Annotated in this window: 24 protein-coding genes and 2 pseudogenes; 23 read left to right on the forward strand and 3 right to left on the reverse strand. The window is 35.3% G+C overall.

Annotation, left to right across the window (positions count from 1 at the left end):
* Positions 1-11: 11 nt before the first annotated feature.
* From CUB63_RS03610 to CUB63_RS03665, 12 genes and pseudogenes are all read left to right on the forward strand, one after another.
* Positions 12-5,378, forward strand: a complete 5,367-nt coding sequence (locus CUB63_RS03610; protein ID WP_109847470.1) for a DUF637 domain-containing protein — start codon at positions 12-14, stop codon at positions 5,376-5,378.
* A 3-nt stretch (positions 5,379-5,381) separates the two neighbouring features.
* On the forward strand, positions 5,382-5,888 hold the full coding sequence (locus CUB63_RS03615) for a contact-dependent growth inhibition system immunity protein (protein WP_109847471.1): 507 nt from the start codon (positions 5,382-5,384) through the stop codon (positions 5,886-5,888).
* Between the two features lie 69 nt (positions 5,889-5,957).
* Positions 5,958-6,485 carry an SMI1/KNR4 family protein gene (locus CUB63_RS03620; RefSeq protein WP_109847572.1) on the forward strand — a complete coding sequence of 176 codons (528 nt, stop codon included), beginning with the start codon at positions 5,958-5,960 and terminating at the stop codon, positions 6,483-6,485.
* A 196-nt stretch (positions 6,486-6,681) separates the two neighbouring features.
* Positions 6,682-6,954 carry an endonuclease toxin domain-containing protein gene (locus CUB63_RS03625; protein ID WP_322975547.1) on the forward strand — a complete coding sequence of 91 codons (273 nt, stop codon included), beginning with the start codon at positions 6,682-6,684 and terminating at the stop codon, positions 6,952-6,954.
* Between the two features lie 41 nt (positions 6,955-6,995).
* A pseudogene (locus tag CUB63_RS17935) lies at positions 6,996-7,459 on the forward strand (contact-dependent growth inhibition system immunity protein).
* A 178-nt stretch (positions 7,460-7,637) separates the two neighbouring features.
* Positions 7,638-7,808: a hypothetical protein gene (locus CUB63_RS03640; RefSeq protein ID WP_157955970.1), complete on the forward strand. Its 171-nt coding sequence runs from the start codon at positions 7,638-7,640 to the stop codon at positions 7,806-7,808.
* 182 nt (positions 7,809-7,990) lie between these two features.
* A pseudogene (locus CUB63_RS17940) lies at positions 7,991-8,101 on the forward strand (endonuclease toxin domain-containing protein); the annotation flags it as partial.
* 3 nt (positions 8,102-8,104) lie between these two features.
* Complete coding sequence (locus CUB63_RS03645; RefSeq protein ID WP_109847475.1) at positions 8,105-8,491, forward strand: contact-dependent growth inhibition system immunity protein; 387 nt, start codon at positions 8,105-8,107, stop codon at positions 8,489-8,491.
* Positions 8,488-8,718 (forward strand): CdiA family toxin C-terminal domain-containing protein, encoded by a 231-nt coding sequence (locus tag CUB63_RS17945; RefSeq protein ID WP_368868874.1) that lies wholly within the window; start codon positions 8,488-8,490, stop codon positions 8,716-8,718. Before CUB63_RS03645 ends, CUB63_RS17945 begins: the two co-directional genes overlap by 4 nt.
* Before the next feature lie 11 nt (positions 8,719-8,729).
* A complete protein-coding gene (gene cdiI / locus CUB63_RS03655; protein WP_006537614.1) occupies positions 8,730-9,107 on the forward strand; it encodes a ribonuclease toxin immunity protein CdiI in 378 nt (125 codons plus the stop codon).
* Positions 9,108-9,381: 274 nt separating this feature from the next.
* Positions 9,382-9,714, forward strand: a complete 333-nt coding sequence (locus CUB63_RS03660; protein ID WP_109847477.1) for a zinc ABC transporter substrate-binding protein — start codon at positions 9,382-9,384, stop codon at positions 9,712-9,714.
* Between the two features lie 39 nt (positions 9,715-9,753).
* Positions 9,754-9,996, forward strand: coding sequence for a hypothetical protein (locus CUB63_RS03665; RefSeq protein WP_109847478.1), 243 nt, complete (start codon positions 9,754-9,756; stop codon positions 9,994-9,996).
* Positions 9,997-10,110: 114 nt separating this feature from the next.
* Here the strand turns inward: CUB63_RS03665 and modE are convergent, their stop codons facing one another.
* On the reverse strand, positions 10,111-10,902 hold the full coding sequence (gene modE, locus CUB63_RS03670) for a molybdenum-dependent transcriptional regulator (protein WP_109847479.1): 792 nt from the start codon (positions 10,900-10,902) through the stop codon (positions 10,111-10,113).
* Positions 10,903-11,060: 158 nt separating this feature from the next.
* On the opposite strand from modE, the gene CUB63_RS03675 reads away from it, so the two are divergent.
* From CUB63_RS03675 to modC, 4 genes are all read left to right on the forward strand, one after another.
* Entirely contained in the window at positions 11,061-11,204 is a 144-nt protein-coding gene (locus CUB63_RS03675) for an AcrZ family multidrug efflux pump-associated protein (protein ID WP_071788544.1), read from the forward strand.
* A gap of 457 nt (positions 11,205-11,661) precedes the next feature.
* Positions 11,662-12,432, forward strand: a complete 771-nt coding sequence (modA, locus tag CUB63_RS03680) for a molybdate ABC transporter substrate-binding protein (protein ID WP_072062901.1) — start codon at positions 11,662-11,664, stop codon at positions 12,430-12,432.
* 17 nt (positions 12,433-12,449) lie between these two features.
* The gene (gene modB, locus CUB63_RS03685; RefSeq protein WP_006537607.1) at positions 12,450-13,142 is read left to right on the forward strand and encodes a molybdate ABC transporter permease subunit; all 693 of its coding nucleotides are present in this window, start codon (positions 12,450-12,452) and stop codon (positions 13,140-13,142) included.
* Positions 13,136-14,200 (forward strand): molybdenum ABC transporter ATP-binding protein ModC, encoded by a 1,065-nt coding sequence (gene modC / locus CUB63_RS03690; RefSeq protein ID WP_006537606.1) that lies wholly within the window; start codon positions 13,136-13,138, stop codon positions 14,198-14,200. Before modB ends, modC begins: the two co-directional genes overlap by 7 nt.
* Positions 14,201-14,277: 77 nt before the next feature.
* Here the strand turns inward: modC and CUB63_RS03695 are convergent, their stop codons facing one another.
* Entirely contained in the window at positions 14,278-15,099 is an 822-nt protein-coding gene (locus CUB63_RS03695) for a pyridoxal phosphatase (RefSeq protein ID WP_006537605.1), read from the reverse strand.
* A 149-nt stretch (positions 15,100-15,248) separates the two neighbouring features.
* On the opposite strand from CUB63_RS03695, the gene pgl reads away from it, so the two are divergent.
* Positions 15,249-16,238, forward strand: coding sequence for a 6-phosphogluconolactonase (gene pgl / locus CUB63_RS03700; protein ID WP_109847480.1), 990 nt, complete (start codon positions 15,249-15,251; stop codon positions 16,236-16,238).
* A gap of 74 nt (positions 16,239-16,312) precedes the next feature.
* On the opposite strand, the gene bioA is transcribed toward pgl, so the two are convergent.
* Positions 16,313-17,587 carry an adenosylmethionine--8-amino-7-oxononanoate transaminase gene (gene bioA / locus CUB63_RS03705; RefSeq protein WP_109847481.1) on the reverse strand — a complete coding sequence of 425 codons (1,275 nt, stop codon included), beginning with the start codon at positions 17,585-17,587 and terminating at the stop codon, positions 16,313-16,315.
* Between the two features lie 103 nt (positions 17,588-17,690).
* Between bioA and bioB the strand changes: the two genes are divergently transcribed.
* From bioB to CUB63_RS03735, 6 genes are all read left to right on the forward strand, one after another.
* Positions 17,691-18,728: a biotin synthase BioB gene (gene bioB / locus CUB63_RS03710; protein ID WP_072062897.1), complete on the forward strand. Its 1,038-nt coding sequence runs from the start codon at positions 17,691-17,693 to the stop codon at positions 18,726-18,728.
* A complete protein-coding gene (bioF, locus tag CUB63_RS03715) occupies positions 18,728-19,891 on the forward strand; it encodes an 8-amino-7-oxononanoate synthase (RefSeq protein ID WP_006537599.1) in 1,164 nt (387 codons plus the stop codon). The genes bioB and bioF overlap by 1 nt, the downstream gene beginning before the upstream one ends.
* Complete coding sequence (gene bioC / locus CUB63_RS03720) at positions 19,866-20,630, forward strand: malonyl-ACP O-methyltransferase BioC (RefSeq protein WP_109400701.1); 765 nt, start codon at positions 19,866-19,868, stop codon at positions 20,628-20,630. The genes bioF and bioC overlap by 26 nt, the downstream gene beginning before the upstream one ends.
* The gene (gene bioD / locus CUB63_RS03725; RefSeq protein WP_006537597.1) at positions 20,623-21,306 is read left to right on the forward strand and encodes a dethiobiotin synthase; all 684 of its coding nucleotides are present in this window, start codon (positions 20,623-20,625) and stop codon (positions 21,304-21,306) included. Before bioC ends, bioD begins: the two co-directional genes overlap by 8 nt.
* A gap of 470 nt (positions 21,307-21,776) precedes the next feature.
* Complete coding sequence (gene uvrB / locus CUB63_RS03730; protein WP_109847482.1) at positions 21,777-23,786, forward strand: excinuclease ABC subunit UvrB; 2,010 nt, start codon at positions 21,777-21,779, stop codon at positions 23,784-23,786.
* A gap of 187 nt (positions 23,787-23,973) precedes the next feature.
* On the forward strand, positions 23,974-24,924 hold the full coding sequence (locus tag CUB63_RS03735) for a DUF1266 domain-containing protein (protein ID WP_072062892.1): 951 nt from the start codon (positions 23,974-23,976) through the stop codon (positions 24,922-24,924).
* The last annotated feature ends 97 nt before the right edge of the window (positions 24,925-25,021 follow it).

The raw sequence follows: 25,021 nt of genomic DNA on the forward strand, positions 1-25,021 counted from the left end.
TGGAGGTTTATATGCACGAAAAGGATATCTCTCGAAAACAGCGCTTAATTGGCTATAGCATTATTTATTTAACCGCTATTTATCCATTACACCCTGCTTGGAGTTCTGCGATAACTCCATCAGATAAAACAATAAAAATAAGTCAGCAAAATACCGTTCCTATTATTAATATTACAACACCTAATAATGTTGGTATTTCTCATAATCAATTTCACTCCTTTAATGTCGGTAAACAAGGTGTTGTACTGAATAATGCAACAACCGCTGTTAATACACAATTAGCCAACCAAGTGAATGCCAATACCAATTTAAAAGGTAATGCAGCTAATTTAATTATTAATGAAGTGGTGGGAAATGGGCGTTCACAATTATTAGGTAAATTAGAAATTGCAGGACAACAAGCAGATGTTTTAATTGCCAATCCAAATGGCATTACTTGTGATGAATGTTCATTTATTAATACTCCAGCAATTACGCTCACAACAGGAAAACCTCTTTTTAATCCTCAAGGTGCTTATTCGGCAATAGAAGTGAAAAAAGGTGATGTTGTTATTGGCACGAAAGGTATAGATTTTCAAGATCAGAATTATGCTGACATTATTAGCCGTAGTATTGAGTTAAACGGGAAAATAAATGCTAAAAACCTTTCTTTAATGCAAGGAAATAACCGTATTGATTTTGAAAAAGGAACAGTAAATAACCTTATTGGAGAAGGCATAAAGCCAACAATTTCTATTGATACGAAAGCACTGGGTGGAATGTATGCCAACCAAATCAGGCTAGTCAGTACAGAAAAAGGGGTTGGCGTTAATTTAAGTGGTATTCAAACAAATAAAAATAGTGTGAATTTAACGGTTGATGGAAAAATTACCTTTAATGGCAATATTCAATCTGAACAAGATATTAATGTTAGCAGTAAAGAACTACAAATTAATAGTAATGCAAAATTAAAAGCAAAAAGGGATATTACTTTAGCATCTAACACATTAACTAATCATAGTGAAATTATCTCAGAAAAAGATATGCGTTTATTTGCAGATAAACTCACTAATAAAGGTGAAAAGGCACTTATTCAGGCAAAAAATAATTTATGGATACAAAAAAATGCGCAGGGTGATCCTAGTAGTTTAATTGAAAATCAATCAGCCACAATAAAAACAGAAAAAGGTGATTTGATTATTAGAACAAAGAAGTTGGTCAATGAGTCTATTACTCCTTTATTTAAAGAGATACAACAAGAGCCTGATTCTAATCTCTCTATAAATATCGGTAATCATCTCCTCTTGCCTTCCAGAAGTCCTACGGATGATTTTCTTTTAGTTATTTTATTCCCTGAATTAAAAGATTTTTCTGATAAAAAATGGTTTGATATTTTAGATTTAAAAAGTAATGGAGGAGTTAATGTAGAACGCACATTTTTTGAAAAAAGTGATCAATATGTTCCAAGTGTTATTTCTTCAGGGAATAATTTATATATACAATCTAATGAGTTTATTAATAACAAATCTAGAATTGTTGCAAATAATAATTTAATTGCAACAGGCAGTAATGCGAAATCATATTATTATCGTTCTGGATATTTTAATAAATGGGACATGTACTCTCATGATAATGTTAAATTTTATTATCGTGATGATATAATTAAATATAAGCTTGATGAAGCTAAGTTTAATAAGGTAAGTCATTTCGTACCTTTTGTGAAAACGGGTAGTCATTATGAATTTTCTGTAAATGATGTTTCCGACTATGTAATAAAAGCAGGTAACAATTTAGTTTTAGATTTTAAAAATAGTATAGATTTAGAACGTAAACTTCCATTTTTAGAAAAAGAAATAAAAAAATTCAGAGGATTATCAGATTTTGAAAATACTATATTAGCTAAAAATATATTATTAAATGCTAATAATGTGAATATTTCTTTAAATTTAACAGCGAAAGATTCCTTATCTATTATTGCTGATGAAAATATAAATATAACTAATTCAGAGTTGTTAGCTGATGAAAATATAAGTTTGACAGCGACTGATGCTATAAATTTTGAGAATATAGATGTAGCTGCAAAATATTTTTCTACTACAACTAAAAAGGGAGATATTAGTCATTTATTTAATCCCACTACCTTTTATACTCTAAAAGGTATTAAATCACCATATATTGATATTTCTAAAAAAATAGATTTTCATTCTGGAAAAAATATTTACATTTCAAATGTAATAATTAATAAACCTAATGAAATAAATTTATCTGCACTAGAAGATATTAAAATAAATCGTGATGAATCTTTTCTTTTTAATTTAGTACCTTTTATTAGAGATAGTGGATATATTCCGGGCTTTTTAATTAACATGGGGGTTTGGGAAAGTAATAACAATATCGTTTTTACTTCAGGTAAAGATATTATCAGTCAAGGAATAAAATATCATAGTGATAAAGCCATAACTTTCAATGCCGGACAGGATATTTTCCTTGCCTCCAAATCAATAAAAGAAGCCGATCCTTTCTTTAGTGATGTTTATTATCCTCAATTACAATCTAAGTTATTTTCAGACAATAACCTTATTTTAAATGCCGCTCGTGATATTGACTTAAGTTCAACCGTATTAAATTCAAAAGATAAAGTCATTGTATTAGCAGGTAGAAATATAAAACTGGGTGCAAATGCTTATTCTGCTATTACAGATCCTCACGAAGATGCTCAAGATATTCAGTATGCCACATCTGCTATTACGGGAAATAAAGGTATTTCTATTGCGTCATCAGGCACTTTAATCACAGAAGGAAGTTCACTTAAATCAGAGGGTGATGTCACTATTTCAAGTAGTGGCAATATTCAATTGGGATCACTGCAAACACATTTTCGTAAAGAGTCGGGTTCTGAGTTAGAAGATCTTCGCAAACAAATAAGTACGGAAATTAATAGTGGTAATAATCTAACTCTATTATCTGAAGGCAGTATTTTATTTCAAGCATCAAGATTAACTGCTAATAAAGAGATGGATATCGCCGCTAAAGGTGGTTTTCTTTACGCGCAAGCAATGGAAGAGTCGAGTTATTACGAAGAGGAAAAGAAAAAATGTAATAGGTGGACTTTGTGTATTACTAAAAAGAAATATACAAAAACATTTTATAATACCAATAATAAAGTTACCGAATTTATTGCTAATGGCGATATTAATTTATTTGCTAAAGATGATATTACCTTAGAAGCAAGTAAACTAGAAACTGCTAAGAATGCAAAATTAACCAGTAAAACAGGAAAAGTTAATTTTAGAGCAGTAAAAAATACGGCATTTAAACAAGTTATTACTCATTCAAAAGATATTTATATTACTCAGCGTGATCAGGGATACACCAAAGGAATATGGGTGTTACCTGAACTCTATATTGGCGGAAAGCTCACAATTGATGCCCCAAAAGGCATATCTGCGGATATTAAGGCTAAGAAAAAAGAATCACTAGAACAAGCATTAACTGTTTTAAGTAATACACCAGAATATGCTTGGCTTAACGCTCTCCAACAGCAAGAAAATATTAATTGGAATTTAGTTAAAGACACTTATTCCAGTTGGAATGATAAAACTCAGCAATTAAATCCGGTTGTTGGTGCCGTTATTGCCATCGCGGTAGGGGTCGCAACTTACGGTACTGCCACGGCGGCAACCATTGGTGGAATGGCAAGTGAAGCTACTATTGCGGCAGGGGCTTCAGCAAGCGTGGCTTCAACGGCATCGGTTGCAGCACAAGCAGGTTTTGCTTCTTTAGTTTCGCAAGCGACTGTCTCTTTAGCTGAAAACCGAGGCAATATCTCAAAAACACTTGAATCACTCGGCCGTAGTGATACCGCTAAATCTATTGTTACAAGTATGGTGGTTGCAGGGGCATTGCAAGGTCTTGACCAATTTATGGGTTGGGATCAGGCAATCCAAGGAGGAACTTTACCCTCAACAGGCAAGTTATTGCTTACTGATAATGCCACATGGAATCAAGTTGCACAGCGTGTCGCCTCGCATTCAGTTGTTAGCTCAACACTGGGTACGGCAATTCAAGGCGGTAGTTTTATTGATAATTTTAAAACCGCGTTATTAAGCAATATTGGCAGTCAATTCCATGCAGAAGGTGCCAATCTAATTGGTGATAACGGTGCCGTATTAGGGCATGCGGGAAAGGTGTTAAGTCATGGTGTCGTTGCAGGTATTAGTGCAGAAATTGCAGGAGGCAGTGTTACTGGTGCAGTAGCAGGCGCCTTGGCGGCAGAGATAGCGGCGATATCACTCAACGATAATCTAATTAAGACAGAGCAGTGGCGAGAACAGCAAGCTCAGAGAAGCCGTCTAGTTGGTGCTTTGGCTGGTTTACTAGCAACAGGTAAAGCGGAAGGCGTTATTAGTGCAGCTAATTCAGCAGAGTTAGTAGAACGTTATAATCGACAACTTCATTTAGAAGAAACAAAAGCAATTAATAAATTAGCCAATGGAGATAAAAATAAATTAGAGCGCTTATTAGCTGCGTCTTGTCGAAAAGTTTATTGCGTTGCTCAAGAATCATTAGATTCATCTGAAAGAAATTATTATGAATCTTTAATGAAAAAATATCCATATACACATGTGGAAGATTCATTACTTTCAGATTATTGGATCACAAAAGAGAAAACTAGGATAGGTGGAAATTATCCCTTATTTAGTGGTTATGAAAAAATCAAATTATTTACTTACACTGAAGCCGATAAATTAACAGATAGTGAAACATTTTCAAAAAATCAATGGATTGAAAATGCGAGTAAATTTACTGGATGGGATAAAAAAACACTTGAAAACTTAACTTCAGTAATTGCAATAGGTGCATCAATAACTAGGCGTAATGGTAATAGAATTTATGGTCCAATAAGTTTTAATGCCAATAAAACGCAGTTTATACCAATAAATGATATTTATTTTATTGACAAATCAGGAAATAAAATCACAATGCAATGGATGTACCAAGGTACAATAGTAGAGCAAGGAATGACATTTGAGAATTACATTGGTCTATCAAATAAACGACTGACACGATTACATCTTAACGCCAAAACATTTGACTATTATGATGGTAATACAGGTGAATATATTAGTGTAAAGACATTGAATACCCAAACAGCCTCAAGAATTAAAAATCCAAAATCAATAGAAAATACATTAAATACATATATTTCAAAAATAGATAGTTATAATGGTGATGGACGTGGAACTACAGAAATTTATAAAAAAGATGTAAAGTTAAAAACATTAGAATTAGGAGTTCCAGAAAAAACCACTAAAGAACAATGGGATGCTATTAATGATTCTATCAAAAATGCATCATCAAAAAATATAAAAGTTAATATTACAATTATTGAGGAATAGTATATGTTTAAATTAAAAAATAATAAATTAAGAGCGAGTGTTTATTATAATGATGCTCATTATATTTTATTAACTTTTTCTGGCCACTCTATCTATATAATGGATCTAAAAAAAGGCTATAAAGTTTTACCTAATGATATTCTTGATGAAGAATTAGGTTATTATGCAAAAGTCGCACTGATTAAGAGCGAACAGATTAAAGGAAATTCAGATAAGTTTCATCAAATGTATAATGATAAAAAAACTTATCAAGATTGGATAAAAAAAATAATCAAAGAGTATGATTATAAAAATAAAACAGCACTTTTTAATAATATGAATAGATGTAGCTTAGAGCTTACAGATGATGAAATTACTATTAGTCCTCTAAACCATTTACGTATGGATCATTGGGTAGGTGAGGGAATACCCGATAGTGCAATTATTACATTAAAAACCAATTGTAGTGACGAGGATTTAGGTGCCTCAATAAAAGAAGCTTTTACGCGTTGTATTAGTCGTAGAGTTTAAATGGATACTAAATAAAACCACCTTATGCTAATTATGTGTAAGGTGATTTTTTATTATATGAATTTATCTATGAGTAATAATCAATTAATAAATCATTTACATTCTATCTATCCAGAACTTTTTATCAATATCCATAAAATAAAGGGGTATTCTGATGATGAGATAAGAAAAATTGAACGTTTATATCGTATTAATGTAACAGAGCAATTATATGATTTTCTAAGTTGTATGGGGCGTTGCAGTGGTGGTTTCTTTGGTGATTCCTCGTTGTTATTTTACCGTAATAGTTTCTCTGTTAGAGATCATGTGCAGTTTCAAATAGGTAGTTGTTCTGAGCTTTGTGGCATACAAAAACACGATTTATTAGATCAAAAACCTTTCTTTTTTTCGATAGAGTCAGAAACGCAATATCTATTTTTATTAACTTATTCAGATAATCCAAATAAAGTTTATCAGTATGATGAAAATGAAGAAGTGATAAAAAATACTCATTGGGATTTTAATGATTATCTAATGTATTTAATAGATAAATCAACAAGAAAGAATATAAATAATATTTTAAAATATGATTTTATTGGTGAGTTGATTGAAATCTAATGATGTAAAATTATATAGTTTAAATGGGTTATAAATAAAATCACCTTATTCTAATGATGTGTAAGGTGATTTTTTATCATATGAGTTTATTTATGAAAAATAATCAATTAATAAATGATTTACATTCTATCTATCCAGAAATTCTTATCAATATCCATAAAATAAAGGGGTATTCTGATGATGAGATAAAGTAGCAATAAGTGCAAAAAGCCTAGATACTCAAACGATGAGTAAACTTAATCGACCAAAACAAATTTATAATACAATTAAAGGTAATATAGATGATGTTGCAAAATTTGAAGGTCATAGATTGTCAGGAGTCAATTTACATTCAGAAATGATAGCAAAACGAGAAATTTGGCTTGCCGTACCACAATCGACAACAAAGGCTCAATGGATTGAAATTAACCGTGCGGTAGCTTATGGAAAAAGTATGAATATTGAAATAAAAATAACGCAGGTAAAATGATGACGTTTATTAACGATAATGAGTATTGTGCTTTGATAGTAATGACAGATAAATTTTTTTGCTTAAATACTGAATCTGGCTATGGGCTAATGACAATCGATCCGAATTTTTCATCAATTATACTTTCTTTAACGTGTTCAAATAAGAAGCTTGGTGAAAGTTTAATTAAAGTTTTAGAAAATAGTCGAACTCAGCTTAAAGATGAGGAATATGATAAACTCTTTAAAAAGGAAAATATAAAAAAAACTGGAATTCATGGTTAGAATTATTACGGTATAAATATGATTATCGCTCAAAACGCCAACTTTTAGCTAATATGCTAAACTGTTCTATTTATCTTTCTAATAACAAAATATTAATTTCACCTTCTTACCATTCAAGTCTTGAAGGGTGGGAAGGAATTGGGGCATCCCATAAGGTTATTTTATCGTTAGATAGCTCATTTGATGAGATAGGTTCGGGTATTCGTCTTGCATTTAGTCGGTGTACTACTAAGAAATTTTAATTTAACGAAAGTGAGAATCCTGTAAAATTGAAATGTAATATATATGTAAATTTTAGGTAATGGATACTAAAATAATTAAATAATTTGATTTTGAATTAAAAAGATTGGAATGTTTCTTTTTGAAGCCCTTAATGAATTATATGAAAACCATCCAGTAGGATATGAAGGAAAAACCAAAATGGGTGACTATTTTCGTTTTATTGTTCCAACTATTTATGCAACGATAGAGGATATTCCTGAAGAGCTAAGAAAATATATTGTAGTCTCTGATAGTCTTGATTTTACCAAAGATAGATTGCTCGATAACAATAAAATTAGCGATTATTTCACTCGCATGTATTCAGAGTAAATAACTTAGCTACTAATTTTTTATAAAAATATTAATTAAATAAAAAACTGTTGCTTAATATTATTCTAAAGATAATGGTTAGGTGATTTTTTTTATTTTAAAAATACTTAAATAGATAAATATTCTAGAGAAAAAGAAGAGCTTAGATTTTATCAATTGATGTTAAATAAAAAAATCTAGAATTAGGTGTTCCTGCAAGAACAACCAAAGAACAATGGGATGTAATAAATAATTTTATTAAAAATGCATCATCAGAAAATATAAAAGTTAATATCACTATTATAGAGGAATAATTAATGCTTTTATCTAAAAAAAGTGAACTAGAGGCAAGTGTTTATTACAATGGTAATTACTATATTTTAGTCACCTTTTCTGGATGCTCAATTTATATAATGGATTTAAAAAAAGGCTATAAAGTTTTACCTAATGATCTTCTTGATGAAGAATTAGGTTATTATGCAAAAGTCGCACCGATTAAGAGCGAACAGATTAAAGTAAATTTAGCTACAGTAGATAAATTTATCCAGAAAATAGGAATTTCAGGTGGTCATAATGCTAATGTATTTTACAATGTTGTAAAGGATAAAAATTTGAAAATTATAAAAGAGATCCCAACAAATGTGCGAGGGATAATATATATGAATATAAAATACCTGCGAAGCATCCTCAAACTGGAGAAATAACTCATTATAAAGGTAATGGCGCTCAACCTTTTAAAAAAACAATTTATGATCCCAAGATTTTTTCTGACCAAAAAATACTTGAATTAGGTCAAAAAGCAGCGGCTAATGGATATAAGAATGCGTTAGATAAAGAATTGCAATCCTATGATGCAATGTCAGAAGGCATTACTTTTAGAGTATATTTAGATAAAGAAACAAAGATGGTTACTAACTTCCATCCTAAGTAGGAGCATTATTGATGAAATATTTATTTGAATTACCCTATGAAAAGAGTGAGCCTAATTGGACTATAAAAAGTTATTTTGATCTTATATATAATGAAGGTTGTTTTTTAGATGCTGTTTCTAATATTGTTCAAAAAGAATCTTTTGCCCTTGATGGAATATATTGCTTTTTTCCAGATATGAATAGTGCTGATGTATCTGATCATTTTTTAGGTGTTAAATTTGGAGTAGGATATCCTCTAACAGATAAAGATATTGTTATTGTAAGCGAAGATACTTGTTATCAATTTATTAGATTATCTTGTGAAAAGTATTTGTTAAAGCATCCTGAAGATAAGATAAAAATTAAAATGTTGCTATCAAAAAATAGATTAAATCACTTTAGTTTATAAATGAAAAACCATTTACGTATGGATAATTTTTCAGGTGATTTATTACGATTACAAAATATTAGCTTTGATATGGAGTTTAAAACCACAAATTTTTAATTACGATTAAATCATTAAGTTGGAAAAATATATCTAATAATGCAATTTACATTAAAAAGCAATTGTAGTGACGAGGTTTTAGGCGTCTCAATAAAAGAAGCTTTTACGCGTTGTATTAGTTGTGAAGCTTAATTAACTGACATTATATTCATAATGTTTTTTTAAGAGATAAAAAATAATGACTAAAAATGAAATATACATAGATATGATGTATTGGATTTTACCTCAATTAAGAAATATTCAGTCCAGAGGAATGATAGCAAAAGCAAAAGATAAATCTTGTTATTATGAATTACAGTTAATTCATAATTTACCAAAAAAAATACTTAATCAAAATTTTGATGAAAGTGATATTTCATTTTTAAACTTTCAAGCTAAAACATATACTGAAAAATGCAGTTCAAAAATAAGTATATTATATGATGGCAATATAAAGTATATAAAAATGTTATTTAATTTGGTCCCTAATGAATTACGTCATCAATTACGATGGGATGGGCCTGTTATCTAGAGCTTTTTATAATGTTATTCATAAATTAAAGGAAAAAAGATGATCGATTCTAACTTTGAAATTGATTTTGTAAGTGACAATAAATATGAGAATATTACTATTGAAATTTCATATAAAAAACAAATACTTTGTCAATTAAATAAAGATAGTGGAGCCGATAAAATAGAAATTGAATTTTTTAATGATAGTCGGTGTTTAAGTGAAGATGTGAAGCATAAATTTAATTTAGATAATTTTATGGCCATTTTGAATAGTGCCAAATTAGATTTAATTAATGCCTAAAATTATTCCATATTCAATTTTTAAAATATAAATATAACCATCACTTAATATTTTTACTAAAACACTAACTAAGTGATGGTTTTATTTTTTAATAAAAAGCAACCATGCTAATAATTAACACAGTGTGGCAATAATGACCTGATCGGCATTAAACAAAGCCGTTACGCTGTCATTAATATGCAGTTTTTGCTCTTTAACATGCTGATTAGAACAGGTGGCACACACTTCTTGTCCACCTTCTAATGTCACTACTAATTCACTGTTTTCATTGCCCGTCTCAATTTGAGTTAAGATACCTGACAAGGCATTGTCATATTGCTGTGTTAAAGATGAGCCTTTTTCAATATTGACCCATGGCGCTTTAATTAAGATCAGTACTTCTTTACCTTTTTTAAGCCCTAGGCGATCTGCACTTTTTTCCGTTAAGGCTGCATGAATGATGGTTTTTTTATCAGACAGTTGAATATTAACATGTTGTTGAACTTGCAGGTTATCACGCTCAATAATGGTACCGAAAAATTGGTTTCTTGCGCTGGTTTGTAATGAGAAGCGAGAAATAGCTGCTAACAGGCTATCAAGAGGAAGTGAGTCGTCTTTCAATACATCAAAGGCTTTTTGCTGAATTTGACCTAGCAGATCGTAAAGTTGAAGTAAACGCTCACAATAATGTGTCAGTGTTGCACCACCACCGCCTTTACCCCCTGTTGCTCTATCAACAAGAAGTTCGTCTGCGAGTTGATTCATTTCATTGATGGCATCCCAAGCACTTTTATAACTAATGCCTGCCATTTTTGCCCCTTGGCTAATAGAACCTGTCGCTTTGATCTGTTTTAATAATGCAATACGACGAGGATCGGCAAAGAGCTTATCTTGAAGTTTAAGTGTTAATAATATTTCTGCTTGCATAATGATAGGCTTCTTCTTTTTTGTGTGTTTATCGCATTTTTTGTGCCGACACAAAGCGATAATTCTCTAGAATATATACAACTATAGCGTTATTATTCGTTATTCGTGAAGAAATGCCAACTCTGGCTTTCCGAATATACCATGATAAAGAGGTTATCATGCTTGAATTATTGAAAAGTTTAGGGTTCGCTCTCTTGATGGTACCTGTTGTAATGGTACTTATTATGGGCATCATTTATGGTTTAGGTGAAGTGTTTAACTTGATTTCACCAAGTCAGCCAAAAGCAGACAAAAAATCATAATTTTCCCTTCCTGATTTAGAATAGCCCTTTATCTTAAAGGGCTATTTTTTTACTCGCCATATTCGTCATACTTCAAGCCACAGCGTTGTTGACTGTGTTCATTCGCACTGTCACATACTTATGTATGCTCCCAGTGACTCATTCACTTGTCGCCTAGCTGCACCTTGAGTTATTTAGAATATATATACTCGTCATACTTCAAGCCACAGCGTTGTTGACTGCACTCATTCGCACTAGTCACATACTTATGTATGCTCCTAGTGACTCATTCACTTGTCGCCTAGCTGTACCTTGAATTATTTAGAGTATATAACCTTTTTTCTATTTGTTTTTTACCCCCTATTTTTATGGTTATATTTATTGATATATAACCAGTTTCTAACATCTAATCCTTTCATTTCACGCTATATCTTGATATATACAGCGTGGTTATCCTTAATTTAAGTGGAATTAGAACATGAAAAAATTATCAGGTAAGTTACTTGCTGGTGCGGTTATCTCTTTTGCTTTAGTGAGTCAAAGTTTCGCATCGGAAAAAGTAACGGTATTTGCTGCCGCTTCTCTTACCAATGCTCTTAATGAAATTTCGGCACAATATAAGCAAGAAAAGAAAACTGAAGTGGTTGCATCTTATGCATCTTCTTCAACATTGGCTCGTCAAATTGAGCAAGGTGCACCTGCAAATCTGTTTATTTCAGCAGATCAGCAGTGGATGGATTACGTAATCGATAAAGATTTAATGGTTGCGGATTCACGCCATACACTATTAGGTAATGATTTAGTACTCATTGCCCCTAAAGATAGCAAATTAAATGACGTTGTTATTAATAAGGAAACCAAATGGAAATCCTTACTTAATGGTGGAAAACTTGCTGTTGGCGATCCGGACCATGTGCCTGTTGGTATCTATGCAAAAGAATCATTAGAATATTTAGGTGCATGGGATACAGTAAGCCCAGATATGGCTCGTACTAATAACGTGCGTAGCGGTATGGCGCTGGTTGAGCGTGATGAAGCACCATTAGGTATCGTATACGGTTCTGATGCAGTTGCGAGTGATAAAGTGAAAGTGGTCGGCGTATTCCCAGCTGATAGCCACAAACCTGTTGAGTATCCAATGGCAGTTGTAAAAGGTCAGGACAATAAAGCAGTTCGTGATTTTTATGACTATCTGAAAACACCTCAAGCCGCAGAAATCTTTAAGAAATACGGCTTTAGTCCACTGTAGGAATTATACTTTTGGAGATGTTAAGTGAATACGAATGGCAAGCCATCATACTAAGCCTTAAGGTATCGACAGTTGCAGTTATTATTAGTCTACCTTTTGGTATTTTTATGGCTTGGCTTTTAGTTAGGGTACGTTTTCCCGGTAAATCATTGCTTGATAGCATTATCCATTTACCTTTAGTTCTACCTCCTGTTGTAGTCGGTTATCTTTTACTGATCAGTATGGGTAGGCGTGGATTTATTGGTGAATGGTTATATGACTGGTTTGGTTTTAGCTTTACCTTTAGTTGGCGAGGCGCAGCACTTGCATCTGCAGTGGTTGCATTTCCATTGATGGTAAGAGCGATCAGATTAGCATTAGAAGCCGTCGATCAACGAATGGAACAAGCAGCGAGAACTTTAGGGGCTTCACCATTGCGTGTCTTTTTTACCATAACGTTACCTTTGTCTATGCCAGGGATCATCGCAGGCATTGTGTTGGCATTTGCGCGCTCATTGGGAGAATTTGGCGCAACAATCACTTTCGTCTCCAATATTCCAGGGGAAACAAGAACTATCCCTCTGGCAATGTATACTTTGATTGAAACACCCGGTGCGGAAATGGATGCTGCCCGTTTATGTGTCATTGCAATTATTTTGGCGCTCGTCTCTTTAATGGCTTCAGAGTGGCTAACTCGTTGGGGTCGTAAAAGATTGGGGGGCGTATGCTAGAGATGAATTTTAAACAGACGTTAGGATCACTGCGTCTGGAAGTCAATACTGAACTGCCAACAGAAAGTATTACTGCAGTTTTTGGTTTATCTGGCGCGGGTAAAACCTCACTGATTAATGTAATTGGTGGCTTAACCAAACCCGATTCAGGGCGCATCGTATTAAATAATCACACACTGGTTGATACTGAAAAGAAGATTTATCTGCCACCTGAAAAACGTAAAGTGGGTTATGTATTCCAAGATGCTCGACTGTTTCCTCATTATACAGTAAGAGGAAATTTGCTTTATGGTATGTCTCCAACAATGAAAGTGCAGTTTGATCGCATTATTCATTTGTTAGGTATCGAACATTTACTCTCACGTTTCCCGATAACACTATCAGGTGGTGAAAAACAGCGTGTTGCCATAGGGCGAGCATTGTTAACAGCGCCAGATATTATGCTAATGGACGAGCCGTTAGCCTCGCTTGATTTACCGCGTAAACGCGAGTTACTGCCGTATTTAGAAAAGCTCTCACAAGATGTACAAATTCCTATTTTGTATGTGAGCCATAGTCTTGATGAAATTATTCGACTTGCAGATAATGTCATTGTGATGGATGCAGGAAAAATTAAGGCGACAGGTAAGCTGGAAGATGTATGGGCAAGCAGTGCATTACGTCCATGGTTACAAAAAGAGACATTAAGCAGCATTGCCAATGTGATGGTGGTAGAACACCATAGTCATTACGATATGACAGCAACGGCTTTTGGTAACCAAGTGCTGTGGTTACCTCAAATTGAGGCTAAAATTGGTCGTGATGTGCGTGTCCGTATTGATGCTTCTGATGTGTCATTAACCACGAGTCGTCCATCAAATAGCAGTATTCGTAATATTTTGCATATGAAAGTGGTTGAAACCATTAAAAATGATGGTCAAGTCGATGTAAAGCTTGTCAATGATGGTAATTATTTATGGGCAAGGATCACGCCTTGGGCAAAAGATGAATTGAATATTCAAGAAGGGCAATGGCTTTATGCGCAAATTAAGAGTATTTCCCTAAGCCGCCATCTTTGATTCATTCGTTATATGTGCTGATAAAAAAGACCTCATTTTAAATGAGGTCTTTTCCTTTTGGGGAGGTAAAAATAAAACTAAGACAAAATATATTTGTGAATAGTTTCTGCAATACCCGGCTGCGAATTCACTTTGGTGACCATTTTCGCACGTGCTTTCACTTCATCTGAAGCATTACCCATTGCAACACCTAAACCAACATGTTCTAACATGCTAAGATCATTAAAATTATCACCAAAGGCAATAACATCACTCATATTCATCCCATTCGCTTCAACCCAGCGTTGTAAACGACGGCCTTTACTGTTGCCTTTTTTAGCGATATCAACTTGATCAACCCAAGACCATTCACACTCTAAGCCGACTTGTTGTTCAATTTTTTCAACTAATGCGTGTAGTTCATCGTGAGCAGGCGTTGTTGTGGCAATTTTCCAAATGGCATTAACATCATGCATTGCTTTATAAAAATCATCGACTTTAACGAGATTGGGGCGCTGTGCAATGGGAAGGGTATCTGCCCAATTAAGAGTGCGTTGTACTGCTGCAGTAAGTTGGTCGTACATCATTGCATCGTCAGCATAAACTAAATGGTGTACATTTGTTTGCTTAACGAGATCTAATACTGCTCTGGTTTCTTGAGTGGTTAATGGATCGGATTCCAGTACTTTTTTACCAATATAGTCATAAAGGTAAGTCCCATTACAGCAAATTGCAGGGGTGTCAAGATCGAGTGCCTGATAGAATGGATGGATAGCAACATGATGACGACCTGTTACAATTAAGACTTTAACACCTGCTTTTCTTGCAAGATTGAGTGCTTCTAAAGATTCCGGCAGGATACGTTTTTGGTCATCAAGCAGTGTGCCATCAAGATCCAATGCAATAACGCGATATGACATAAATAAGCCCCTTGATAGTATTAAGATGCAATGTTGCTGATGGTACACGTTAACTAATAAAAGATAAACTAGCTTAATCGTGACAGGTTATCGTTAGTTACTCTATTATTCTTTATAAATCAATGGGTAATCGATTTTAAGGAGAAGGGATGAAACAGGTAGTCTACGTAGCAAGTCCAGAGAGTCAACAAATCCATGTTTATGCATTAAACGCTGAAGGTGAAATGGATTTATTGCAGGTTGTAGAGATTGCAGGGCAAGTACAACCGATGATTGCAAGTGCAGATGGAAAATACCTTTATGTCGGTATTCGACCTCATTTTAGTGTGGTGACATTTGCGATTGCTGCCGATGGTCAGTTAGAACAAAAGGCTATCACTTCCATTCCAAGTACTCCTGTTCATTTATGCTTAGATAAAACGGGGCGTTTCTTATTTGTACCTTCTTATCATCAAGGTAATTTAGCTGTTTTACCTATTAATGATAAGGGTATCCCTCAATCACCTATCCAAATTATTGAAGGATTAAATAAACCTCACTCATCTAATATTGATTGGAATAATAAACAACTGATTGTGCCTTGTTTAGGTGAAGATCATATTCGTTTATTTAATTTATCAGAAGAGGGGCGTTTAACAGAAGCAGGTACTGAAGAGCTGACAACAGCACAAAATGCAGGGCCTCGCCATATGGCATTCCATCCTAATGGTAATGTGTTTTATTGCCTTAATGAATTAGATGCGACAATCAATGTTTATCGTCGCATGGGAGATTTATACCGTTTAATGCAAACGGTTGATATTGTTCCTGAAACATTTAACAGTACTCGTTGGGCATCAGATATTTATATCACGCCTGATGGGCGTTTTCTTTATGCTAGCGAACGCTCTGAAAGCTTTATTTGTGCGATGGCAATCTCTGAGGCTGGCGATTATCTACAACCTGTAGGTTATTATCCAACACAAACACAGCCTCGTGGTTTTAATCTTGATAATACAGGTAATTACTTGATTTCTTGTGGTCAAAAATCAGATTTTGCATCTGTTTCTCGTATTGATAAACATACGGGTGCCTTAACAGAATTAGCGTGTTATCCAGTAGGTAAAGGCGCAATGTGGGTTACTGTTGTGACGAAATAACTATCACAGTATAAAAGTTACTGAAAACCTCTAGCAAAACATTACCTTACTAGAGGTTTATTTGAATGAAAGATTTATGAGAGATTAACCACTTTCTCAATAGCTTGAGTGAGTTTAGTCAGGCTTGTTGGTGGCATAATAAATGGTGGCATAATATAAATCAGCTTACCAAAAGGTCTGATCCAAACCCCTTCTTCTACAAAGATTTTTTGTAATTTTGCCATATTAACGGGCTCGTTCATTTCGACCACACCAATCGCACCTAACACTCGCACATCTTTGACACTTTTTACCTGTTTTAATGGCAGGAGCTCTTTTTTAAGTTGGGCTTCAAGTCGTGCAACTTGATTTACCCAATCGCCTTTTTCTATTAGAGACAAACTGGCATCAGCAACAGCACAAGCTAAAGGATTTCCCATATAAGTAGGGCCATGCATAAAGCATCCTGCATCACCTTGGCTGATGGTTTCGGCAATATGACGTGTAGTTAAGGTAGCAGATAAGGTCATATAACCGCCCGTTAAGGCTTTACCTACACACATAATATCAGGAGAAATTCCAGCGTGCTCACAAGCAAAAAGCTTACCTGTTCGGCCAAAACCCGTGGCAATTTCATCTGCAATTAATAACACATCAAATTCAGTACACAATGCTCTTGCGTGTTTCAAATATTCAGGATGATAAATTCGCATTCCACCCGCGCCTTGAACAATGGGTTCAAGCATAACGGCGGCAATTTCTTGATGATGTTGCTCTAGTGTTGAGCGTAATGAGTGGATATCAGCAGGATCCCATTTTTCATAAAAGCCTGTTTTGGGTGCATCCACAAAGAGATGATTAGGCAAGTAACCTTTGTACAGACTGTGCATGGAGTTATCTGGATCACACACTGACATCGCGCCAAAAGTATCACCATGATAGCCCTGCTTTAGCGCCACAATACGTTGACGTTTTTCACCTTTAGCCTGCCAAAATTGCAAGGCCATTTTCAGTGCGACTTCAACAGCAACTGAACCTGAGTCTGCTAAGAATATACATTCAAGAGGCTCTGGTGTTATCGCCAATAATTTACGACAAAGTGATACTGCTGGGGGATGAGTAATGCCATCAAACATCACATGAGACATATTGCTTAGCTGTGTTGTAACGGCATTATTAAGTTCTGGGTGATTATATCCATGAATTGCAGCCCACCATGAAGACATTCCATCAATTAGTTTTCTACCATCAGCCAAGACTAATTCAACGCCTTTTGCACTGACGATAGGGTAAGCAGGTAACGGATTACTCATCGAGGTGTATGGATGCCAAATGTGGCGTAAATCGAAAGCGATATCTTCAGGTGTCATTCTATTTTTCACTTAATCATGTAAACCAATGGTGATCAATTTTAGTTGACATGATAACCCTATTATTTAAACTGGCAATCACTTTTAAACAGGAGATTGTATTGTGAGCACACTAAAACGCTGGACATTAAAAGAAGCCAGAGCACTGTTTGATATGCCATTTTTAGATTTGGTTTTTCAAGCACAACAAGTGCATCGTCAACATTTTGACCCTTCACAGATCCAAGTCAGTACATTGCTTTCTATCAAAACAGGAGCTTGTCCTGAAGATTGTAAATATTGTGCTCAAAGTGCGCGCTATAAAACCGGATTAGAAAAAGAGCGTTTAATGGAAGTGCAGCAAGTGATTGAATCAGCAAAAAAAGCGAAAGCAGCGGGTTCAACGCGTTTTTGTATGGGAGCAGCTTGGAAAAACCCGCATGAACGTGACATGCCTTATCTTGAACAGATGGTGAAAGAAGTCAAAGCATTAGGCATGGAAACCTGTATGACTTTGGGGAAGTTAGATGATTCACAAGCTAACCGATTAGCAGATGCAGGGCTGGATTTTTATAACCACAACCTTGATACCTCACCTGAATTTTACGGCAGTATTGTGACAACACGGACCTATCAAGATCGCTTAGATACGCTTGATAAAGTGCGCAATGCGGGTATTAAAGTGTGTTCTGGCGGAATTTTAGGGTTAGGCGAGGAAGTTAAAGATCGCGCTGCAATGTTGGTGCAATTAGCCAATTTGCCACAACCGCCAGAAAGTGTGCCGATTAATATGTTAGCCAAAATTAAAGGTACGCCATTAGCTGATAATGAAGATGTCGATCCCTTTGATTTTATTCGTACTATCGCCGTTGCTCGTATCATGATGCCTCGCTCTTATGTACGCCTTTCTGCCGGTCGTGAGCAAATGAGTGAACAAACACAAGCATTCTGCTTTATGGCTGGAGCGAACTCTATTTTCTATGGTTGCAAATTGTTAACAACAACCAATCCAACTGAAGATAAAGATCACCAATTATTCCGTAAATTAGGCTTAAATCCTGAACGATTAGCAGTATCTATGGGTGACAATCAGCAAGAAGAAGCTTTGATGCAAGCGGTTGCCAATAAAGACACTGAACAATTTTATAATGCGGCACTGTAATGAGTTGGCAAACCTATTTAGATGAACAACTTAATGGGCGTAGAAATACGCCATTATGGCGAAAACGCAACGTGATCAAACAGGTGAAGGGGCGTTTTTTGATCACAATATCAGGTGAAAAGTACCTTAATTTTTCAGGTAATGATTATTTAGGTATCAGCCAACATGCGGACGTCATTAAAGCATGGCAACAAGGTGCTGATGAGTATGGTGTAGGTAGCGGTGGATCAGGGCATATCACTGGATTTACACAAGCTCATGCACAGTTAGAACAGCATCTTGCAGATTGGCTAGGTTACGATAATGCATTGTTATTTTCATCCGGTTATAGTGCTAACCAAGGTGTTATTTCGGCATTACTTGAAAAAGACGATGCTATTATTGCGGATAAACTTTGCCATGCCTCGTTAATGGAAGCCGCTGTATTATCACCCGCTATATTATGGCGTTTTTTACACAATTCTTCTGATTCTTTATTTCAACGACTTAATAAAACGTCGGCTAGTAAAACCTTGGTGGTTACAGAAGGGGTATTTAGCATGGATGGAGATCAAGCCCCATTAACAGAAATAGCAACAATAAGCCGACAACATGATGCATGGTTAATGGTCGATGACGCACACGGTATTGGTGTTTTAGGTAAAGAAGGTCGAGGTAGTTGTGATGAAGCGGGTATCAAACCTGAGCTATTAGTGGTGACTTTTGGTAAGGCTTTTGGTGTCAGTGGGGCGGCAGTGCTTTGTAACAAGTCAACAGCGGAATTTTTTGAACAATACGCACGCCATCTTATTTACAGTACATCAATGCCACCTGCACAGGCAGTTGCGTTACATTCAGCACTCAATATGATTAAACAAGCTGATGGTGAGCGAGCATACCTTCAACAATTAATTGATACCTTTCGTCAAGGTGTTGTTTCGCTTCCTATTAAATTATTGCCTTCACAAACGGCTATTCAGCCATTAATTATCGGTGATGAGCAATTATGCCAAACACTTTCAGATTATCTGCAATCTAAAGGTCTATGGGTAAAGGCAATTTTTCCTCCTACTGTACCGCCTCAAAGTGCACGCTTACGAATAACGTTAACCACTCGCCATCATCTTTCAGATATTAAGCTGTTAATCGAGACGCTTCATGCATTCTTTAGTCAAAACAGATAAACAACGTATAGCCCAAACATTTGGTAAAGCTGCGGTTCATTACGATAATCACGCCAATATTCAGCGCTATAGCGGTAATAAATTAATGGATTTAGCGCGTTATGATAGTGGCAAAATTGTCTTAGATGCAGGATGCGGAACAGGATATTTCAGCCAAAAATGGAAACAACAAGGCAAGTTTGTTATTGCACTTGATCTGTCACACACCATGCTACAAGTGGCAAAACAACAACAGCGGGCTGATGGTTACTTACAAAGTGATATCGAGCATTGTGCAATTACGCCACAAAGTGTGGATATCGTGTTTAGTAATTTAGCGATGCAATGGTGTGATGATTTATCTGTTGCGATTAACTCACTCATGAAAGCAGTAAATAAAAAAGGTGCACTTTATTTCTCAACACTCACTACGTTGACACTGCAAGAAGTCAGAGAGGCTTGGCAATCTCTTGATCAACATCCGCATGTTAATCCTTTTTTATCGCTTCACGATATTAAGAAAGCGTGTTGTGGCTTTCATTGCCAATTTTCTACTGAAACGGTTACAGAACATTATGATTCATTACATGCGTTGTTTGCTTCTTTAAAGGGCGTTGGCGCCAATTTTGTGCAAGGAGATCGACAAAAAGGGTTGATGACACGACAAAAATTTCGTGCGCTAGAAAATGTATGGAAAACAGAATCAGGTAAATATTTACTCACTTATCAAATTGTTATAGGAAAAATATCATATGGCTAAGACATGGTTTTTAACAGGTACAGATACAGAAGTGGGTAAAACTGTAGTTAGTAGTGCACTATTGCAATGTGCGGGGCATCAAGGGTATCAAACCGTAGGCTATAAGCCTGTTGCTTCGGGAAGTGAGTGGCTAAATGAAGGTTTACGTAATTCAGATGCACTGACACTGCAAAAATTCAGTACAGTAAAGTTAGATTATCACCGTATTAATCCTTACTGTTTTGAAACGCCAACATCGCCACATATTGTTAGCCAAGAAATAAAACAGCCTATTGATTTTAATGTGATGTCAGAAGGGTTGTCTTATTTAAAGCAACAAGCTGATTGGGTTTTAGTCGAAGGCGCTGGTGGTTGGTTTACCCCACTGTCAGAAAACTATTTTTTCTCTGATTGGGTTATCAATGAAAAGCTACCTGTTATTTTGACTGTGGGTGTTAAATTGGGTTGCATTAATCATGCGTTATTAACGCAACAAGCAATTATTCAGTCTGGTTTAACATTGGCTGGCTGGGTTGCAAATGAAGTTGAACCTGCGGGGCGATATCAAAAAGAATATCTGGCAACATTAAAACAGCATATTAACGCACCATTTTTAGGCAAAATACCCTACTTAAACGAAGTAAAAGAGCATAATTTTACTTCTTATCTCGATCTTTCCTGTTTAAAACTAAGTTGATAGGCGGTTATTAAGTAAATTATAAAAGTCTATTTTTTATACTAATAAAAAAATAAAAAAAATAAATTCAGTCAATTTTTAGGGATATTTTAAGGTAGAAAAAAAGACGTAACCTACCGAGAGATAACAACTTTGTACAGTTATCCACTATTCCTGTGGATAACCTTGTGTATTACCATTATAAAAATACGCTGAATAGAGAGAATACAATGCATTGCTAAAGATTGGTGTTATTCTCAACTTTTATTTTTAATTCTTATATATCAATTAATTAAATAAAATCAATAGAGGAAGTGGTGTTGGTGTGTCTCTTGGAATAATTCACAAAAAAGGGGTTGCCTTTTTGAAAAAAATTCAGTTCCAAAACTGGGGATAACTTATGCTAATTATTCAGACAAATTTTGTGAGATAGAGATTGAAGCTGGATTTTTATCCAGTATCATAAGGAGTGTCAGCGAGGAGATGAAAATATGAGCAAAGATTTCAAACTGCATTCTGAATTTAAACCGGGTGGTGATCAACCTGCCGCTATTGCCTCACTCTGTGAAGGGTTAGATGATGGTCTTGCTCATCAAACTCTTTTAGGGGTAACAGGTTCAGGTAAAACCTTTACGATTGCCAATGTAATTGCCAATCTCAATCGTCCGACTATGGTGTTGGCGCCGAATAAAACATTGGCAGCACAGCTTTATAGTGAAATGAAAGAATTCTTTCCTGAAAATGCAGTGGAATACTTTGTTTCTTATTACGATTATTATCAGCCAGAAGCGTATGTGCCAAGCTCAGACACTTTTATTGAAAAAGATGCTTCTGTTAACGAACATATTGAACAAATGCGTCTATCTGCGACTAAAGCTTTGCTAGAACGTAAAGATGTTATTGTCGTATCATCGGTTTCTGCTATCTACGGTTTAGGTGATCCTGATAGTTATTTAAAAATGATGCTTCATCTGACTAACGGCATGATAATCGACCAACGTGCCATTTTACGCCGCCTTGCTGATTTACAATATACTCGCAATGATCAAGCCTTCCAGCGAGGTACATTTCGCGTACGTGGTGAAGTGATTGATATCTTTCCAGCTGAATCTGATGATTATGCATTACGTGTTGAGCTATTTGATGAAGAAGTCGAACGCCTTTCACTGTTTGACCCTTTAACAGGGCAAATTCACTATAATGTGCCTCGTTTTACTGTTTACCCTAAAACGCACTATGTCACTCCCCGCGAGCGTATTCTTGAAGCGATGGAAGAAATCAAAAAAGAACTTGCAGACAGACGCAAAGTGCTTTTAGCGAATGATAAACTCGTTGAAGAACAACGCGTGACACAGCGTACTCAATTTGATCTCGAAATGATGAATGAATTGGGATATTGCTCAGGTATCGAAAACTATTCACGCTATTTATCAGGTAGAGGGCCTGGTGAGCCACCTCCAACCCTGTTTGATTACCTTCCTGCTGACGGTCTATTAGTGATTGATGAATCACACGTTACCATTCCACAAATTGGCGGAATGTACAAAGGCGATCGCTCGCGTAAAGAAACCTTAGTTGAATATGGCTTCCGTTTACCTTCCGCGCTTGATAACCGTCCGTTACGTTTTGAAGAGTTTGAGGCGTTAGCACCACAAACGATTTATGTTTCAGCAACACCGGGTAAATATGAACTTGAAAAATCGGGTAATGAAATTATCGAACAAGTTGTAAGACCAACAGGCTTACTTGATCCGATTGTTGAAGTGCGACCAGTTGCCACACAAGTTGATGATTTACTTTCTGAAATTCGTATTCGTGCAGCAAAAAATGAACGTGTATTGGTTACAACACTAACAAAACGAATGGCTGAAGACTTAACAGAATATCTTGAAGAGCATGGCGAACGAGTTCGCTATTTACACTCTGACATTGATACTGTTGAACGTGTCGAAATTATTCGTGATTTGCGTCTAGGTGAGTTTGATGTATTAGTGGGTATCAACTTACTTCGAGAAGGTTTAGATATGCCTGAGGTCTCTTTAGTAGCGATTTTAGATGCTGATAAAGAGGGTTTCTTACGTTCAGAACGTTCATTGATTCAGACAATTGGTCGTGCGGCTCGTAACCTTGAAGGTAAAGCAATTTTATATGGCGATAAAATTACCGATTCAATGGCAAAAGCGATAAGCGAAACTGAGCGTCGTCGCGAGAAACAGCAACAATTTAATCTTGAGCATGGTATTGTCCCTAAAGGATTAAATAAAAAAGTGGGTGATATTCTTAAGATTGGTCAACCTACGCAAGGGCGCAATAAGAAAGGGCATAAAGCAACAGATATTCATGAAAATTATCCGTTGTTATCAACGGCTGAATTGGAAAAAGAGATCCAACGTTTAGAAGCTGAAATGTACCAATATGCAAAAGATCTTGAATTTGAGAAAGCAGCGAGTACGCGTGATAAGTTGCAAGCATTACGTGCTCAATTTATTGCTAACTCTTAATTAGCGAAATTAAATTCACAAACCGATAAAGGGGTATCCTTATTTTACAGGGATTATCCCTTTTTATCTTCTATCTTCCATTTTTTGCCTAGTTTTATATTCCCTTAATGGCGTTCAACTGTTTAAATACCACAACAAACAAAGCGTCAATTATTTACAAAGATAAAAAAGATATTAAGGACAGTGAATGAGTGGTTATGTTTATGCAGGGTTTCCTAGCTCTGCTGGGGTAATTCTTGGAGTTATTCTTCTTATTATACTTTTTAAATGGCTACGCAAATTTACTGTACAAGATAGTGAGTTGCAAAAATCATCAACATCAGGGCAAGAGCCCATTTTATCTGAAGCAGAAAATACATCAGCTCAGTTATTACCTCATGAATGGGGTTTATATGTTGCAGCACCTTATGCCGCAATGAATGAGTGGGCATATAACGAATATGCTCGAGGTAAAGATGATGGTGGATTATCAGCAGGTTGGGGAATTAACGACCGTTGGGATTTAGTGTATCAACTATTTTGGTTGCTCACTCAAGGCCACACCAATGATTTTTATCAGCTACGTGATCAAATTTTGAATGGCAAAGAAGACGATGTTCAGTCATTAAAAAATGACATTTTACTTTCTGAGTTAACTGAACATGATAAAAATGAGCGTTTATGGCAAATTGATATGATGAGCACTAATCGCATGAACATCCAAAATGTGAAATACCTTATTTGGGATCTCTGCCGTTTTAACAAACTTTGTCTAGAAGGTTGCCAACAAGGTTATATTACTCAACAAGAAGCTCAAACCTGGTCATTAATGAGCGCATCAATGTTGCGTCGGATCTATGATGGCTGGGAAGATATGTGGAGAAACTTTATTGCTGCTCGTTGGTTTTGGGCAAGTGGCGATCAAGATTGGGTTTCTTCACATCAAGCTTTTACGGATGTGATACAAAATATTCTGAATGCAGAAGATACGTTGGCAACAGAAGAAAACTGGATAATGGATTTACCGCCATTGGATTTAACATCTTTCTCTCGTACTGTGGCTGGTCTCGGTCTGATGAAAAATGATGTACCAATGACACTTGACGAAATTGAAGAAGTGATTAGCCAGCGTATTACATTAAAGCAGCTTAATAGCTAATAATACGTTGAAAACCAATAGTGATATTGTGTTTTTACCAACCAAAAACCGCACTTGCTGTTTATTGCAGATGCGGTTTTTTTATGGAAGCAAGGTA

Source organism: Proteus penneri, assembly GCF_003144535.1.
GTDB classification, from domain to species: Bacteria; Pseudomonadota; Gammaproteobacteria; order Enterobacterales; family Enterobacteriaceae; genus Proteus; species Proteus penneri.

Bases quoted from the DNA above. Each gene is read 5' to 3' on its own strand.
- bioD (WP_006537597.1), top strand. From the start codon at position 20,623: ATGGCTAAGACATGGTTTTTAACAGGTACAGATACAGAAGTGGGTAAA.
- modA (WP_072062901.1), top strand. From the start codon at position 11,662: ATGAAAAAATTATCAGGTAAGTTACTTGCTGGTGCGGTTATCTCTTTT.
- CUB63_RS03645 (WP_109847475.1), top strand. From the start codon at position 8,105: ATGCTTTTATCTAAAAAAAGTGAACTAGAGGCAAGTGTTTATTACAAT.
- modE (WP_109847479.1), bottom strand. From the start codon at position 10,902: ATGCAAGCAGAAATATTATTAACACTTAAACTTCAAGATAAGCTCTTT.
- cdiI (WP_006537614.1), top strand. From the start codon at position 8,730: ATGAAATATTTATTTGAATTACCCTATGAAAAGAGTGAGCCTAATTGG.
- bioC (WP_109400701.1), top strand. From the start codon at position 19,866: ATGCATTCTTTAGTCAAAACAGATAAACAACGTATAGCCCAAACATTT.
- CUB63_RS03640 (WP_157955970.1), top strand. From the start codon at position 7,638: ATGGGTGACTATTTTCGTTTTATTGTTCCAACTATTTATGCAACGATA.
- CUB63_RS03620 (WP_109847572.1), top strand. From the start codon at position 5,958: ATGAGTAATAATCAATTAATAAATCATTTACATTCTATCTATCCAGAA.
- uvrB (WP_109847482.1), top strand. From the start codon at position 21,777: ATGAGCAAAGATTTCAAACTGCATTCTGAATTTAAACCGGGTGGTGAT.
- CUB63_RS03695 (WP_006537605.1), bottom strand. From the start codon at position 15,099: ATGTCATATCGCGTTATTGCATTGGATCTTGATGGCACACTGCTTGAT.
- CUB63_RS03665 (WP_109847478.1), top strand. From the start codon at position 9,754: ATGATCGATTCTAACTTTGAAATTGATTTTGTAAGTGACAATAAATAT.
- bioF (WP_006537599.1), top strand. From the start codon at position 18,728: ATGAGTTGGCAAACCTATTTAGATGAACAACTTAATGGGCGTAGAAAT.
- CUB63_RS03610 (WP_109847470.1), top strand. From the start codon at position 12: ATGCACGAAAAGGATATCTCTCGAAAACAGCGCTTAATTGGCTATAGC.
- CUB63_RS03615 (WP_109847471.1), top strand. From the start codon at position 5,382: ATGTTTAAATTAAAAAATAATAAATTAAGAGCGAGTGTTTATTATAAT.
- CUB63_RS03675 (WP_071788544.1), top strand. From the start codon at position 11,061: ATGCTTGAATTATTGAAAAGTTTAGGGTTCGCTCTCTTGATGGTACCT.
- CUB63_RS03735 (WP_072062892.1), top strand. From the start codon at position 23,974: ATGAGTGGTTATGTTTATGCAGGGTTTCCTAGCTCTGCTGGGGTAATT.
- pgl (WP_109847480.1), top strand. From the start codon at position 15,249: ATGAAACAGGTAGTCTACGTAGCAAGTCCAGAGAGTCAACAAATCCAT.
- modB (WP_006537607.1), top strand. From the start codon at position 12,450: ATGTTAAGTGAATACGAATGGCAAGCCATCATACTAAGCCTTAAGGTA.
- CUB63_RS03660 (WP_109847477.1), top strand. From the start codon at position 9,382: ATGACTAAAAATGAAATATACATAGATATGATGTATTGGATTTTACCT.
- modC (WP_006537606.1), top strand. From the start codon at position 13,136: ATGCTAGAGATGAATTTTAAACAGACGTTAGGATCACTGCGTCTGGAA.
- bioA (WP_109847481.1), bottom strand. From the start codon at position 17,587: ATGACACCTGAAGATATCGCTTTCGATTTACGCCACATTTGGCATCCA.